The 14,031-nt window shown below is 41.3% G+C and carries 17 protein-coding genes, 2 tRNA genes and 1 pseudogene; 2 read left to right on the top strand and 18 right to left on the bottom strand.

What is annotated here, in order from left to right:
• Positions 1–9: 9 nt before the first annotated feature.
• Together ACWQAU_RS12110 and ACWQAU_RS12105 are read right to left on the bottom strand one after the other, a co-directional pair.
• Positions 10–82: transfer RNA gene (locus ACWQAU_RS12110), tRNA-Glu, on the bottom strand.
• A gap of 49 nt (positions 83–131) precedes the next feature.
• Positions 132–338: a hypothetical protein gene (locus tag ACWQAU_RS12105; RefSeq protein ID WP_003642774.1), complete on the bottom strand. Its 207-nt coding sequence runs from the start codon at positions 336–338 to the stop codon at positions 132–134.
• 134 nt (positions 339–472) lie between these two features.
• On the opposite strand from ACWQAU_RS12105, the gene ACWQAU_RS12100 reads away from it, so the two are divergent.
• Positions 473–545: transfer RNA gene (locus ACWQAU_RS12100), tRNA-Gln, on the top strand.
• Positions 546–751: 206 nt separating this feature from the next.
• Here ACWQAU_RS12100 and ACWQAU_RS12095 read toward each other — a convergent pair.
• The 16 genes and pseudogenes from ACWQAU_RS12095 to ACWQAU_RS12020 all read right to left on the bottom strand — a co-directional run bounded on the left by ACWQAU_RS12095 (position 752) and on the right by ACWQAU_RS12020 (position 13,187).
• Positions 752–1,333, bottom strand: a complete 582-nt coding sequence (locus tag ACWQAU_RS12095; protein ID WP_027821899.1) for a hypothetical protein — start codon at positions 1,331–1,333, stop codon at positions 752–754.
• Between the two features lie 5 nt (positions 1,334–1,338).
• Positions 1,339–1,812: a Panacea domain-containing protein gene (locus tag ACWQAU_RS12090; protein WP_027821898.1), complete on the bottom strand. Its 474-nt coding sequence runs from the start codon at positions 1,810–1,812 to the stop codon at positions 1,339–1,341.
• 78 nt (positions 1,813–1,890) lie between these two features.
• Positions 1,891–2,259: a hypothetical protein gene (locus tag ACWQAU_RS12085; RefSeq protein ID WP_027821897.1), complete on the bottom strand. Its 369-nt coding sequence runs from the start codon at positions 2,257–2,259 to the stop codon at positions 1,891–1,893.
• Positions 2,260–2,418: 159 nt separating this feature from the next.
• Entirely contained in the window at positions 2,419–2,688 is a 270-nt protein-coding gene (locus tag ACWQAU_RS12080) for a head-tail connector protein (protein WP_027821896.1), read from the bottom strand.
• 88 nt (positions 2,689–2,776) lie between these two features.
• A complete protein-coding gene (locus ACWQAU_RS12075) occupies positions 2,777–4,321 on the bottom strand; it encodes a phage major capsid protein (protein ID WP_027821895.1) in 1,545 nt (514 codons plus the stop codon).
• Positions 4,318–5,418: a phage portal protein gene (locus ACWQAU_RS12070; protein ID WP_027821894.1), complete on the bottom strand. Its 1,101-nt coding sequence runs from the start codon at positions 5,416–5,418 to the stop codon at positions 4,318–4,320. The genes ACWQAU_RS12075 and ACWQAU_RS12070 overlap by 4 nt, the downstream gene beginning before the upstream one ends.
• A gap of 154 nt (positions 5,419–5,572) precedes the next feature.
• Entirely contained in the window at positions 5,573–7,276 is a 1,704-nt protein-coding gene (locus ACWQAU_RS12065; protein WP_027821893.1) for a terminase large subunit, read from the bottom strand.
• Complete coding sequence (locus ACWQAU_RS12060; protein ID WP_027821892.1) at positions 7,273–7,746, bottom strand: phage terminase small subunit P27 family; 474 nt, start codon at positions 7,744–7,746, stop codon at positions 7,273–7,275. The genes ACWQAU_RS12065 and ACWQAU_RS12060 overlap by 4 nt, the downstream gene beginning before the upstream one ends.
• A gap of 1,010 nt (positions 7,747–8,756) precedes the next feature.
• On the bottom strand, positions 8,757–9,146 hold the full coding sequence (locus tag ACWQAU_RS12055) for an HNH endonuclease signature motif containing protein (protein ID WP_027821891.1): 390 nt from the start codon (positions 9,144–9,146) through the stop codon (positions 8,757–8,759).
• Positions 9,139–9,477 carry a phage head closure protein gene (locus ACWQAU_RS12050; RefSeq protein ID WP_027821890.1) on the bottom strand — a complete coding sequence of 113 codons (339 nt, stop codon included), beginning with the start codon at positions 9,475–9,477 and terminating at the stop codon, positions 9,139–9,141. The genes ACWQAU_RS12055 and ACWQAU_RS12050 overlap by 8 nt, the downstream gene beginning before the upstream one ends.
• The gene (locus ACWQAU_RS12045) at positions 9,464–9,655 is read right to left on the bottom strand and encodes a hypothetical protein (RefSeq protein WP_027821889.1); all 192 of its coding nucleotides are present in this window, start codon (positions 9,653–9,655) and stop codon (positions 9,464–9,466) included. The genes ACWQAU_RS12050 and ACWQAU_RS12045 overlap by 14 nt, the downstream gene beginning before the upstream one ends.
• Positions 9,656–9,670: 15 nt before the next feature.
• Positions 9,671–10,150, bottom strand: coding sequence for a hypothetical protein (locus ACWQAU_RS12040; protein WP_027821888.1), 480 nt, complete (start codon positions 10,148–10,150; stop codon positions 9,671–9,673).
• A gap of 145 nt (positions 10,151–10,295) precedes the next feature.
• A pseudogene (locus ACWQAU_RS12035) lies at positions 10,296–11,690 on the bottom strand (virulence-associated E family protein).
• Positions 11,690–12,490, bottom strand: a complete 801-nt coding sequence (locus ACWQAU_RS12030; RefSeq protein WP_027821886.1) for a bifunctional DNA primase/polymerase — start codon at positions 12,488–12,490, stop codon at positions 11,690–11,692. Before ACWQAU_RS12030 ends, ACWQAU_RS12035 begins: the two are co-directional and overlap by 1 nt.
• Positions 12,491–12,503: 13 nt before the next feature.
• Complete coding sequence (locus tag ACWQAU_RS12025; protein WP_021357488.1) at positions 12,504–12,734, bottom strand: hypothetical protein; 231 nt, start codon at positions 12,732–12,734, stop codon at positions 12,504–12,506.
• A gap of 270 nt (positions 12,735–13,004) precedes the next feature.
• Positions 13,005–13,187, bottom strand: coding sequence for a MerR family transcriptional regulator (locus ACWQAU_RS12020; protein WP_027821885.1), 183 nt, complete (start codon positions 13,185–13,187; stop codon positions 13,005–13,007).
• Positions 13,188–13,364: 177 nt separating this feature from the next.
• Here ACWQAU_RS12020 and ACWQAU_RS12015 point away from each other — a divergent pair, with 177 nt between their 5' ends.
• Entirely contained in the window at positions 13,365–14,015 is a 651-nt protein-coding gene (locus ACWQAU_RS12015; protein WP_050482352.1) for a helix-turn-helix domain-containing protein, read from the top strand.
• Positions 14,016–14,031: the final 16 nt, after the last annotated feature.

Here is a 14,031-nt window from a genome sequence, read left to right as displayed (position 1 = left end):
GTCAACTTATCACCCGCACGGGGATCGAACCCGTAACTCCGCCTTGAGAGGGCGACGTCTTAACCAATTTGACCAGCGGGCACAAATTCATTTATTATCTTACCGAATGATAAGCGGCTTGTCAAATATAATTAAGATTTTTGCCACCTAAAAATCGTCACAACAACTAAACCAACGAATAAGAGCAAACAGTAGGCCACACTACACCAAAAAACGAAAGTCAATAATTGGGGTAACAAAAAGCTGCGCATAACTGCTAATCCGATGGCCGTGACCGCCCATACGATCAATTGTTGTCGCAGATGATCGAATAAATGATCTAATTCTGACTTCGACATACACTCACCTTCCATTTAACTAGTTTAGCCACCAACTGATACGATATTCAAGCAAAAATGCAAAAAATAGACACAAAGTTTCAGCAAAGTCTTGACAGTATTTGCTGGAAAAGTTACTATTAAATAGTTGTTATTGGGTATTCGCCAAATTGGTAAGGCAGCGGACTCTGAATCCGTAATTTACTGGTTCGAGCCCAGTATACCCAATATTCGTTATCAGCTGTTATCATTGGTTGTCAAAAACACCGTGATTACAGCTTTTTTATTACTCTAGTTTGTCATTGGTTGTCATCTCTTTTCACTAAAAGTCAGCCAAAGGGACAGCCAAAAATATAACAAAAAAGCCACTGTTTCCAGTGACTTAATACTTGCGCGGGGCAGTGACTGTTAGCCAACTTTGGTTAACAGTTTTTTTAGTCTTTAGGATTGTAAGAATAATGCTGATAATCTTTAGTATTGTGTTTCTCATCCCCATTAATAAGGTGATGCCAATCACAAAATATTGGATAAAACGCATGTTCTGCTTTGATATAGACACCATAAACTCTTGTAGCTCCGCTAAAACCCAATTGCCACCAACAATAATCTTCACCATCAAAATTTGGAAAAGCAGTGTGATTTATCTCTTCTGCAATTCTGTTCACTAGATCTTTGTGTTTATCTTCCACTTGATGGCAGTGTCTAAATTGCCAATTATTCCCAGTATCAAAAATTTTTTCCCACTCTTTATAAAGACAAGGTATAAAGGTTTGTATCAACTCATAAATATTCTTTGAGAATTCACCCGAGTTTTTGGAATAATTGGTAAAATTGTCACTCTTAAGAAAAGAATCAGTCGCATCCAGCCAATTATAAACTGAAAAATAATTAAAGCCATTAGTTGGCTTAATTTGGGGTTCTGGAATAGCACTGTCTTCACCATTTCCAGTTGCCTTATCGACACTATCTTCTATTTTCTTAAAATTATTTTTCCGGTTGTTATTTCTTCTACTCACTTTAATTAACCTTCTAATAAACTAGAGTAAAATTTAAACATCTCAGCATCATTCAAAACGTTTTGACAACGATCAAGTGGCCTTGCACTTCCTCTAGCTTTTTTCCACGGATCTTCAGAATGAGTTAATAATTCAAGAGTATTGCCATCATATTTTCCATATATTCTATTTATTTGTTTCATTAAATTCAAAGTATCAGGGTTCTCGATTTTCATTTCATTAGCATCGGGTATTTTAATAAGATTACCACCATAAGGCTTGTATCTTTCATACACATCACGATTTACAGGCCCATGAACCCACGCTTCAAATTCCCCGCTAAACACTTTATCACTTAAATCATCAATATCTTCATTAAGAAAAACAAGTCCCCAAGCATAGAGGTAATATAGAAGTTTTTGTAATTTTTTAGGCGTTACACTATCGTTATTTTCAATAAACCACTTTGCAGCATCAAAAATAGTTAATTTAGCATCCATGATTATTCCCTCCCTAACATGAAGTTTCCTCCACGTCAGCAACAGTGTATCACAAATAATCAATTCTAAACGATAATTTTATGTTCTTTTACAATATTTACAAACAAATTCCTTTAATGCTTCGTTTTTTAGATAATTGAACTTGCTAACGCTAACCGATAATTGGTTGCAAGCTTCACTGCGGCTGAAACGTTTCTCAATAATGTAATCATGTAAGATAAATTGATATTGTGGATCATCAATTGCATTTAGGGCGTCTTCGACTTCTTTTAACTGGTAAGACAAATCAACGTGGCTTATCAGGCGGCTTTCAGCACCGTTTCGGCTGCTATGGCTTGATACTCCATCGAACGAGGGACTAGAAACTTGATTAAAAGCCGTCAAGTCACGTTTTAGTTTGGCATATTGCTTTAATAAATTACAAATCTTCTTAACATCTTGGCGCATTGGAATCACACTTTCTGGGTTCCAGATATATGTATAAAAAAACGGGGCTATTACACCCCGTCTTGGCTAATATCAACACAATGAATACTTATATTATAGCACTTAAAACAAATATTTTCACCTATAATTGTTTTAAATGAAGCATATTCACTTTAAAACTTATCCGGTTACTAAACCGCGCAATTGTTGAATCATGCTAACAACTTGATACGGTGTCTTTGTCATATCGGTTACCCGGTTTTGATACCAGAATTGTGTCAGCAAGGACACGGCAAAATCATACTGTTTGTACATAGACACGTCCTCGTTTTTGCTAACGGCCGTCTGAACGTAGTCCTCGGCGGCGTCTAAATAGCTTTTAATCATTGGATCATCTTCGGTTACGTCAATTCTTAGGCTTAGTTTAATATCATCAACGGTTACAGCCATGTAATCACTCCTTTTTCCTTAGTTTAATTTATGTATAGGGGTGGTGAATCGCCACCCCTTGTATAACCGTCCCCAAAAGTGGGTACGATTATTTACCAGCCGGTGCAGGCGTTGCCGTCGCAGTTCCTAACGCCACGTTGATTACAGCGGTCTTATCAATCACTTCATAATCGTTTCGCACAATTACGGAAAGTCCTTGGCTGAACTGGTCGAATTTGTCCCATTGGGCGGTTACTTGGTTACGCCGGAAAACAGCTACGGCTTGCGATAAGTCTCCCGCAATCATTGGGAACGTCCCGTCCGCGTTGTTAGCCAGTAATTTGTCGCTAATCATGACGACTGGCGCCCCTAACAAGGTGAAGCCACTTGGTGCCGTTGGGTTTGGCTGTAATAGGTAACGACCTTCGGAATCTTTCAAGGTATCAAGGTAGTTGAACCCGGACTGGTTAACTAACCACATTTTGCTCAAGGCGGGATCTAACGTCACATTGAAAATCTTTTTAAGATCATCAATATTGGCGGCCGTTGCTTTAGTAAAGTTGCTACCCGTTAACAAGCTCATAATTTGTGTGTTGTCCGTGTTATCAACCAATTGTTGTAACTGGGTTTTAACTTCGCTGACAATATCAACTTCGGCGTCTTCCACCACTTCATTAGATAAGGCAATCTTACCCGCCCGGGTTTTCACATCAAACGGCACTTCCGTAAACATGTTCGCGTCAACGTCGGCAATGTCGGCTAATTCGTCTTTAGTAGCCAGTACCGCAGATTGTTGGCTGGTGGCAATTGGGTAAGTACCGGAACCACTAGAAACTTGCTTAACCGTCGCATATTGGGCGAGGTTGTAATTGGATTGCTTTAATTGGAAAACGGGGGTAATCAGTTCCTTAGGAATAACCGCACTGGCACCGTCAGTCTTTAAGCCGTCCCGAGTTTCCCCGTGTGTCCGGACATATTGTTCAAAGGCGGGAATACCGGTTTTGTTTTCGTTGGTATTAGGATCAATAATTGTTTGTTTTGCCATGTTGTCAGGCTCCTTTTCTTGGTTAATAAATTTTTCATAGCTACGGGTATCAACTTGCACATTTGTATCGTCATAAGCGGGAACGGCTACCACTGACACATCGAACAAGCTTTTAACTTGATTAATGGTGCGCGTGATATTACCGCCATCATCTTTAGTCCATTCGTCGGTGTCGTCGTCACTATCAAAGCCAAATGAGCAGGAATCAACGTTCCCACTTTGAACTTCTTCGTAAACATCATTAGCAAACGACGTATTCGGCAACTGTGCGGTGAAATGTAGCCCCTTGTCGTCCGTTTCTAACGTTAATGTGCCCGCCTTGGCACTGGCTAACACTTGGGTATAGTCGTGGTTATTAAGCATAAGAACGTTTGATAAATCGACACCATCAAGGGCCTTAGGGGTAACAACCTCAGTGAAGCCACCTAAGTCTTTACTTGGTGAGTTCCATACAATTGCATAACCACTAATTGTTTTACCCTTGCTTGTTTGGGAACCTTTAGGTTGTGGGTCTGCTGAATTTTCAGCTGGCCCGTCTTCGGGTGTTTCTGACTGCGGCGTTTGTGCTCGCAATTCGGCGTCAATCGTTAACCGTCGGTCTTGTTTCATGAATTAGTCACTCCATTCTTTTGTAAGTTTAAGAAAATATTGCCATCGTCAGTTGGTGGCAAGCCAATTTTGGCCCGAGCTTCGTTACGGCTCATAACGCCGCCAGTGAAACCAGCCACCGCTTGGGCTTGCTGAGTTTGCGGGTCAAGGCTCAATAACTTGTCCGTGTTAAACGTAAAGTCATGACCAAGCTTGAACGACAGCTCGCTGGTAAAGCTATCAAAGTAATGTTGCAACGTCCCTTGTAGATACTGCACGCCACTTTGTTCTTGGTTAGAATGATCGTTTTCAACCCCTAAGCGCTCCGGCGGTAAGCCAAAAGCTTTAGCAATTTGTCGGGTCGTCCAGTCATTAGAATTGACCAGCTTTAACACATCGGTATTTAAGGATAAGTTGCTAATATCCATCGTATCGTCAGTCACAATTGTGTTAACCGCATTGTCACCCGTATTGGCTTCATCAAACTGTTTACGAATATTGTCCTTAGCTTCCGGCCCTAAATCAGATTGATGGACTTTAATAACCGTGGTGCCGTGCACACCAGCAGTAAAAAAGCCGGTTAGCAATTTATTGCCGGCCGACTGAATCTGGCGTTCATCTTTGAGGGCATATAAGGGACTAATCCCCGACACGCCGTCTTTGGTGAAATATTTAAAATGTAAAATGTTGTTAGGCGCAATCTGACGACTGTTACCGCCAATCGGGGTATAGGTGTAGGTCAATGCCCCACTGACGTCATCTTGTTCAACCGTTAATTGGTTATTGGCAATCAATTTCAACGTATGATTAGGCAAAATCTCGGCAAAACTATTACCATTTAGTAACAGGTTAGCCGCCAACGCATATTTAAAATGGTACCCGTCCATCTGACTATTGGGGGTCTGATTAATCATCGTGTTAAAGATTGCCGTATCGCACATAATTGGATTGCTAGCAATATCGCTCGCAATAATATTAATCGCCGCGTAAATGTCACTATTACGCAACACCGCCGCACTGACAAACGTATACGGGTCGTTACTTGATAAACTAACCAAGGCGTCGGCTACCGGATCATGCGTGCCGCTGGTGGTATTGCTTTTAACAAAAAAACTCATTTAATCACCTCTTTGCTTTTCATAATTAATTAGCAAGGCCATCAGAATCATGGCTATACCAGCCAATATTAACCCCGCTTGCCAGCTGATCCAGCAACCAAAACCAATCACTAAGCATATTAATCCAATCACCAACAAAATCGTTTGTACATAATCAGAACAGATCTGCCGCAGTCGCTGTTTTGTAGTAATCTTCTGCATGCTGTTGATCCTCACTTTCTTGGTAATAGTCCATACCCGCTACAAACGCGTTAATCAACGCCGCAATCGGGTCAATCCGGTTACTATTGCGGGCTTTATCCAGTTGCCAGCCATTGTTTAGCACTTTCAAGATGGCGTTATTGACCGCATAAGCGAGAATCTTATTGCCGTTATGTTTAATCTTGTCATCGTAAAGCTGATCACGGAAATTACGAGTTGGAATATTCAAAGTCTTGGTGCCTTGTCGTACTTCAAATAGTGGGTAGCTTAATTTCTCAAATTTTGTAATTAACGTTTGCGCGTTATACGGGTCATAAGCGATTGCTTTCACTTTCCAGTTGTATTTCCCGACTAGTTTTTGCACAAAATCAAATAGATTGTCATAATCAATAATGCCGCTATCTAATCGGGTAATACTACACTCACCCGCCCGTTCCATTGACCGGTAATCAATGCCATCACGTTTAATCTTAGAATCAAGGCCGTATTTAGTACCCACAAACGAATGACTGTCACAATAAAACTGACCGTTACCAATTGGAACAAGCCAACTAACCGCGGTTAAGTCATTGCTTTTTGATAAATCAATGCCAATATAGGCGTCGCGATTATGTAAGTCGGGCACCTTTGCCAATTTACCAGCGGCCCAATCGTCTGCTGAAATATAACTGTCCTCGCTGGCTTGCAACCACATGTTGAAGTTCTTAACCAGTATTGGAATGAGATTATTTTGTTTAATGGCAAGATCCACGTCGGCCTGAATCTTTTCCGTCATGCGTTGTTTAACGTGTGGTTCACTGAATAACGGGTTGGCCTTGATCCAATTGGCTTGATCGTAAACTTCTTCGCGGTCGTCCAGTTCCCATATTGCCACAAAATAACGGTCAGCTTCGGTCTTGCCCTTTAAAACGTCCGTCAGCATGTCATATTCAGCGTGCATTGGGACGTTAAGGTTAAGGCCCGAGGTGGAAATCACCGCCAGCAGGGAGTTATCTTCTTGTGCTTGACCAGACTTTAAAACGTTGTACACTTTGCGGTCTTTAGCTTCGTGCCATTCATCTAAAATAACGGTAGTCCCGGCATAACCATCAAGCGTACTGGTATCACTGGCAAGGGCCAAGGCTTGCGAATCAGTTTCTAAGTCAGTAATGGCTTGTTTCTGTACCTTAATCCGTTGCCGCATGTACTTCGATTGCTTGCGGACTTGCCGTAGCCCACTTGAAAGCATGTCGTAGCCTAATTTAGCTTGTTTAAGGGCGTTGCTAACGAATAATACTTGTCGGTTGCGGGCGGGCTGACGTTCTCTTAAAAGGCCATTAGCGGCCATGCCAGAAGCCAGATAGGTTTTACCATTCTTCCGGGCCATACTAATAAACGCACGATCATAACGGCGGTTACCAGTAGTTTTTTCACGCCAGCCATACAGCTCACTAATAATCCATTTTTGAAAGGGTTGCATGGTGAGTTGGCTACCGTCAGTCTTAGGCATTAATTCGATAAATTTAACTGCCTGTGCCGCTTTGTCTTCGTCGTAGTAGAACGGGAAGCTGTCGTCCTTAGAACGGCTTAAATCGCGTTTAAATCGCTCGCACGCCCATTTGATTTTTTGACCAGCCAATACTTGACCCGATAACACTTGGTCAACATATTCAATCATGATAACATCGCCTCGAAAGTATCTTCGGGTGTCTCATCTTTTTGCTTGTTTAATTCCATGCGTGCCCGGCTCGATAGCGACATGCCTAAATCATTGGCTAAGGCTTTTAAATCTTTCATCGCTTGTGACTGCAAGGTCACGTAAGGGTTCGGCTTACGTACACCAGTCTCTTGATTAGTTTGTACCAGCCCGTTCTTACGAATATCATTCTCACAAGTCTGTACCGTGGCATAAGCGCGGCAATAACTGGCTAACATGGCCCGGTCAAGTTCACTAATTGGGGTATTGGCCTTTAAATAAGGCGCTACCCGTTGCCATTCAGTCAAGGCCCGATTATGTAACCAATCTGGCGGGGTTAAATCAAGCACCGGATAATCAAATAACGCTTTTTCAGCGTCCTTGCGTTGATCACGCTCATCATTGGTTAAATGTTTCTTCATACTAGCTAAGGCTTTTACTTTTTGGCTCATTCGGAGCACTCCTTTCGTTTAAATTTACGTACCAAAAAGCCCCCACGGGTTAGACCCATAGCGGCTGATTGATACATATATCCAGAATTCGTTTATTATATCTATATTATCGCACATATTTCTAAAAAGTGCAATTAATAACATGTATATATTTACACGTTACCCCCTGACTGGCTATTTGTTTAAATTTCGCATTATTAGTAGTGATATTTCACAATCCAGCAAAATCAGCAAAAAATCAAAGTTCAAAAGGGACTTTTATAAACACAAAAGTATGCTGTCCGCTCCTTTCGTGTCGACCATAGCCCCCCCATATCAACGTTTCTGGGCTGTCATGCTGTTTTGAATTAGTCTCGTGGCTCAAAGTTGAGCCGCCAGCTTGAATTGTTCACTCGGCCGAGAAATCGGCGCAGTCCATTGCCACTTTTGGCAACGTAGACGCAAAATGCGGGTTGGTTAACTAGGTCGAAAATTTCGACTCAGTAGCTCGGCTGAAAGTTCAGCGCAGTATTGCGCAGATCTCCTACTGTGGAAACACCTTTTAATATGAATCTTGAATTGTGGGTATAAAATTTCGACTCACAAATTGTTTTCTCGCTTTCACGTGATATAATTAATTTTGTGGGAATTAGTTGTAGCGGCGTCAGCATTGGCGGCGCTTTTTATATGTTATACTGGCAACGGTCATTCGAGTGGCCCTGTGACTGGTCGCCTTAATGGGCGGCTTTTTGTTTACCTACCTAAGTTAAGCTTAGGTAGTACAAGCAACCTGTCACGTCATCTTAGCGGGTCAGCTAGTGTATCAAGTTAGTGTGTTGTGCCAGGTAATGTTCCACGTTGTGCCACGTGTGTACCACGTTAGGACGCTTTGAAAACGTTGATATATCAATGGTTGTGCCACGTGTTCCACGTGTTCCACGTTAATATGAACATTTACAATTATAGTATGTAATAGGGTTAATTTAGCAGATACTAAAAAGTGCCGCACATTTCAGCACGACACTCATTGGTTATTTAGTTTGTTGTTCCCGTTGTTCTCTAACCAATCCCGTTTTTCGGTTATGGTGTCGGTAGCACAATGGTTGTAGGTTGCTTTCATCAAGTCGCCTTGACCAATCGTCTTTGATTTCGATAACGTGATCGACCACATTAGCTTTACGGATCACCCCGTCTTGGTAGCACTGTACACATACCGGATTACTTTCAAGGAACCGCCGTGACAACTTGCGCCATGCTGACGACTTGTAAAACTGTTGATACTTACTCTCGTCTGAATCGTACATGCGTTTGTGATACCGCCACTTGTTAGTGGCCTTGCGGTGCTTCTCACAGTAGCGTGTGTCATAGGCAACCAACGTCCGACAACCTGGGTGCTCACATTGCTTCATTGGCTTAGCCATGACCGTTGACCTTAGTTAGTGTGACCACGTCATAGGCATTCAGCTCGCTGTCAGAACTAACGCCAGCAACGCGATACGTAACCCCATCTAGTAACGCTAGTAGTGCTGTGGTAATACGTTCATCATGGCGCACTGCAATTAGCTGGTTAGTTGTCGCAGTCGTACCAGTAAGGCTAATGGTATTACTGACAGTTAACGTGTACTCACCATACCAGACAGTGAACAGTGTCACGAATTGTTGTTTGGTTGTGCCGTTTATTGGGTTCTGAACAGACTTGACGGTGCCAAACTGTACTCGCTTATTTAGGCGGTTTAGATTATAGTTCTTCATCGTCATCACCAGTCCTATAAACCAATGCTTCGCAATAAATCATTTTTGAATCGCTCACCTTGATAAAATCAATACTAGTGCCTATCAACTCATCGTCAATATCTTGTGCTTTGTCGACTTCCGAAACTTGCGCAAATAACTCCTCCATATTGTCAGCATGTACCATCTTAATTTTCATTATTTTAAACTCCTTTTATTCTCTAAAATATTGCTTCTTAACTACATCAACAACATGATGATTTGCCAACAGGTCATAGTAATAGTAGTTATATGTTTCCTTGCTCATAATCATTACTAGTGAAGACTGGCCGGGATAATACCAATCTACTTTGCTATCAAAGATCACGCCCACTAAATCAAGCGACAAGACGTGCTCCGCTATTTTGCTATGAACGCTATCGGCCGGCCCATAATCATGAGCAATTGCAACAACGCGTGTAGTCCCACTTACCTTTTGTAATTCGGCATGATCTAACCACTCCCCAAGGTAAGGTGGTGTATCATACTTCTTACCCGCATTGTATGAACGCTCACCAGCTAGTAATTTTTCGAGACTATGTGGGCGTTCATACACGGCACATTTATCAAACTTAAATACGTCTTCAAATTTTTTGAGATTTTCTGAACTGCTATATTTTGTGTCCCTCAATAATTGCATTTCTTGCCATTTCATACGTGTTTCCTCCTAGAACTGGAAATGTTTTTTTTAACGTGGTCCACGTGGTCCCGTGGTCCAAACGTTGATATATCAACGTTTTAAAGACCCCTTGACGTGGTCCATATGGTGGTCCAACGTGGTCCACTTGGTAAATTTCTGATTAAACTTCGCGCATATACCCATGTAGACGTTGGCCATTCATTCTAATTCGTTGACTTTTCCAACCGTCCATATTGTCCATTAATAACTTGATTCGCTTAGCTTCCGAGTTTGTTCGCCCGGTTAAATAACGATCAACTGTTTTATGGAAGACAACTTCCATAATTTCCCGAGTTGTTGTTTGATTGAGTAGTTTCCGTTCATTACTAACTTGATCTTGTAGCCACTTAGATTGATGGCCGTAGTCACTGACATAGCTTTATTTTAAGCCGGTACTCATATTTCCCCAATCTGTGGGAACTTCCATTGCTAAAAACGCTTCGATGGCATCTCGCATAGGGTCGACAGCTTCCGCAGCCATCTGATACGCCTTAGCCTCTTTCATAGTGGCCTGATCCAGATATAGCAGTTCACCATTCCTAAACCAGTACATGGCTTCCGCCAATACTTGAAGCATGTAATTCTCGTCCGGGTGCCATACATCTAATTTGGCCTTGTTGACCCCACATTTAATTGGATAGAAGCGCCGTTCACCGGTCGCGTCCTTTAAATAGTCGGTTTGGTTAGTTGTGCCAATAAATACGCATTTACGTGGGTGTGGTAACGCATAGCGGCCGTAACTATTCCGATATGTGTCGGTTTGTGCACTAATAAAATTTTTAATTCCCTCAATGTCCGTTTTCTTCATGGCGGAAAGCTCGGCAACTTCAATAATCCAACTACCTTGCAACTGTTGATAATCGTCTTTCTGCTTACCCATGCCTTTCAACGAATCATTGAATTTATCCGGGTATAGATTCTTACCAGCCGTACTCTTGCCAAGTCCTTGGCTTCCCTCTAAGATAGGAACAATTTCAAACTTAACGCCGGGAACATAGGCCCGGGCAATAAGACCAGTTAGCCATTTCTTAGTGATGGTGCGGGTGTAATGATTATCTTCGGCACCTAAGTAATCAATGAAATAACGTTCAGCACGTGGCTGGCCGTCCCATTCTACCGCTTCAATACGAGCCTTAACCGGATTGATTGTCTTGCGGCGTGCCTCTGTAACTACTGCGTCGGTAATGTTCTCCTTGCTGAATAACAAGTTGTAATGATCCTCAATATAACTTCTCAATAACGTGTCATCACTATCATTCCAAAAACCTTTTTTGAACAGTGAATTTTCTGCTTGTGGTGTTTTGACAATTTGTTCCGAGAACTCGTCAAAGACAACTAGCCCTTTCAACATTTCGTCATGTTCCATAATTAAGCGGATATTGTAAAGAGACTGTGTTTTAATTCCATCGTCCGAATTCTTTTTGAAATCGTTCTGCCAATCAGCGTCACGTTGCATTTTGATAACATTGTTGGCCGCTTCTCGGGTCTCTGCTGGTAAATCCATTGCTTTGCCCATTAATGAACCCCCTTACTCTCTCGTTTTAAAATGGATTGAAAAATAACATTAACTTCCTTGCTTGGTAGTGCCGGATCCACGAACGAATCATTGATCACTGACAGCATGTTATAGACTGTCTTGGGAGCAGCACCGACGCCAAACATACGACCGGCAATTTTAGTTAACCAAGCATTACGATTACCTTGGGTTGTTCCGGTTACCATTTCATCTAACAAGCGACCGGTATACTTCTTTTGGCGTGTGGTATAGGCGTGTTCTGACGTCCAGTTCACTTTTTGGCCCGCCAACTTATCGACTAACCATTGAGGAGCCGGCTTAATATCAGCTAAGGTTCGACCGTCTAAAGGTTCATACATTTTGCCGTTAATTTCACTTGGTGCAATCACCGTGAAATCACTTAGCAAGTCAATCCCTGGCCAAACGTCAATTTTTCGAACCTTAGCACCCGCGTATTTCAAAAAGTAATGTACGCCACCGTTAGCTGTCTGTTCAATATAGGTGTCACTTGGTAATGTCAATCCTTGTTTGGATAGTTGTACCAAGCTAGTCCGACCATTTTTAGTTGGCTCGTGCATATCAATATCAACAACCAATAAATCCGATAAATCTAGGCGCAATCCTAAGTTGTAAGTCGGGTGCTTTTTGAACCATGCAAAGATGGTGTTCTGGTCACTAGTTGCGGCTTGGTAGCCGGCCACCCCTTTAGGTGGCTTCTTCGTATTCTCAATCAATGGGTAAACCGCATAGCCTCGCTGGGCCAGCTCAATGGCTTTATCAAGCGTTGCGAAATCTTTCATTGTTCATCACCGCCTAATCTTCGGGACAAATGTCATTGCTAACTGCCATAATCGAATCAGCAACATTTTGCATGTTTTCAACAACGTTTCCAGCGCGGTGGTCTGAGAAAAATAATTGTCCAGCCCATGTGTCCCCACTATTAACTGACGCAGATACCATATCTAAGTAATCAATTGCCATTTGCAGATTGTCACGTGCCGCTGATAAATTCTTAGCTTGTTCCACTAATTCACTATTTGTCATTTTCCATTCTCCTTATTCGTGTTAAAATAAGGGAAAGCATATTTTTGATTATTTCTTTCTGACCTACTACTCGCCAAAGTAAAGTAGGTCTTTTTTGTATGCTTTCCCATGCGACTGACCTCACATTCCAAAATACCGACGTGGGTTCTTGATTAACTTAACCACCACGTTGCCGACAAACGACACAATCATAAACTTGATTGCCCATAAGATTACTGTTGCTATCATGAAATCACCTCCTTAAAATTATTCTGCCCCCGCACGGTGCAATTAAACTTTATGTGCCTCCATGAACTTGTCTGCGTCCACTTGATCAATGCGTTTAGTACCATTGATAATTACAACTGGTAAGCCCTTGGCAATGAAATTTTTCTTCAAGGTATTACGTGATTTAATATTGAAATAATGCATGGCTTGAGAAATAGTTAAGTATCGTTTGTTATCATCTTTCATGAGCGCTCATTCCTTTTTTGTTTTTTTGACAACAATACTTGTCATTTGTTAACAAAAACCAGTATATAGACAATCATGATGAGTGTCAACTAAAAAAGACAACTTTTGTTGTCATTTTTTGATTTTTATAGTAATAATGGTTATAATATTGGTAATTTAGATGAGGGAGGTTTATAAATGATTAGAAATAGATTAGCTGAATTGTTGGCTGAAAGAGACTTAAAAATTAGTCGAGTAGCTGCACAGCTACCGAATTTATCCCGAAACACAATTACAGCTACTGCATCAAATACTGGTAAAATGATACAGCTTGAAACAGTAGATACTTTGTGCCAATTTTTGCATATTGAACCAACAGATTTTTTTGAATATCTTCCATTCAATATTGATTTTGACATTACAATCACTAAAAACGAAGCTCTCTTCACAGACGTGACTCGAGATACAGTTCATTTAAGGGATGAAGACATCAAATTTGATATCTATATCAAAGTAAATAACGTCAGTACCAAAAGCAAAATTTTTGGATATTTGGGCTCTAATGGTAACGGATCTGTTGGCACTGATATTCCTATTCTTTTAACAAGAGACGAGAATGAAAGTGCCGGCTTTGCAGATTTTTGGCACAAAAAAATTACGCCCGGTTTTCGTTCGATTGTGTGGGATCAATTGAAAAATAATTTAGCCCAAGCTATAAGTGAATCCTTAAACGAAAGATTAGCATACGAAGATGTCTCATTCTCATTATCGCCAAAAAATCTAATATTAGACACGGACTTCAAGTCTGATCTATTAAACGTTGATGATTTTGGCGAATTACCATTCTAATTTCATACATAACACT

The organism is Lactiplantibacillus sp. 3062 (assembly GCF_055413545.1).
Note: the sequence above shows the minus strand (reverse complement) of the source record. Positions and strands in the feature narration are given on the sequence as shown.

What these genes read in the sequence shown, in the direction of transcription:
- ACWQAU_RS12105 (WP_003642774.1), bottom strand. Translation starts at nt 338, where the DNA reads ATGTCGAAGTCAGAATTAGATCATTTATTCGATCATCTGCGACAACAA.
- ACWQAU_RS12090 (WP_027821898.1), bottom strand. Translation starts at nt 1,812, where the DNA reads ATGGATGCTAAATTAACTATTTTTGATGCTGCAAAGTGGTTTATTGAA.
- ACWQAU_RS12085 (WP_027821897.1), bottom strand. Translation starts at nt 2,259, where the DNA reads ATGCGCCAAGATGTTAAGAAGATTTGTAATTTATTAAAGCAATATGCC.
- ACWQAU_RS12080 (WP_027821896.1), bottom strand. Translation starts at nt 2,688, where the DNA reads ATGGCTGTAACCGTTGATGATATTAAACTAAGCCTAAGAATTGACGTA.
- ACWQAU_RS12075 (WP_027821895.1), bottom strand. Translation starts at nt 4,321, where the DNA reads ATGAAACAAGACCGACGGTTAACGATTGACGCCGAATTGCGAGCACAA.
- ACWQAU_RS12070 (WP_027821894.1), bottom strand. Translation starts at nt 5,418, where the DNA reads ATGAGTTTTTTTGTTAAAAGCAATACCACCAGCGGCACGCATGATCCG.
- ACWQAU_RS12065 (WP_027821893.1), bottom strand. Translation starts at nt 7,276, where the DNA reads ATGATTGAATATGTTGACCAAGTGTTATCGGGTCAAGTATTGGCTGGT.
- ACWQAU_RS12060 (WP_027821892.1), bottom strand. Translation starts at nt 7,746, where the DNA reads ATGAGCCAAAAAGTAAAAGCCTTAGCTAGTATGAAGAAACATTTAACC.
- ACWQAU_RS12055 (WP_027821891.1), bottom strand. Translation starts at nt 9,146, where the DNA reads ATGGCTAAGCCAATGAAGCAATGTGAGCACCCAGGTTGTCGGACGTTG.
- ACWQAU_RS12050 (WP_027821890.1), bottom strand. Translation starts at nt 9,477, where the DNA reads ATGAAGAACTATAATCTAAACCGCCTAAATAAGCGAGTACAGTTTGGC.
- ACWQAU_RS12045 (WP_027821889.1), bottom strand. Translation starts at nt 9,655, where the DNA reads ATGAAAATTAAGATGGTACATGCTGACAATATGGAGGAGTTATTTGCG.
- ACWQAU_RS12040 (WP_027821888.1), bottom strand. Translation starts at nt 10,150, where the DNA reads ATGAAATGGCAAGAAATGCAATTATTGAGGGACACAAAATATAGCAGT.
- ACWQAU_RS12030 (WP_027821886.1), bottom strand. Translation starts at nt 12,490, where the DNA reads ATGAAAGATTTCGCAACGCTTGATAAAGCCATTGAGCTGGCCCAGCGA.
- ACWQAU_RS12025 (WP_021357488.1), bottom strand. Translation starts at nt 12,734, where the DNA reads ATGACAAATAGTGAATTAGTGGAACAAGCTAAGAATTTATCAGCGGCA.
- ACWQAU_RS12020 (WP_027821885.1), bottom strand. Translation starts at nt 13,187, where the DNA reads ATGAAAGATGATAACAAACGATACTTAACTATTTCTCAAGCCATGCAT.
- ACWQAU_RS12015 (WP_050482352.1), top strand. Translation starts at nt 13,365, where the DNA reads ATGATTAGAAATAGATTAGCTGAATTGTTGGCTGAAAGAGACTTAAAA.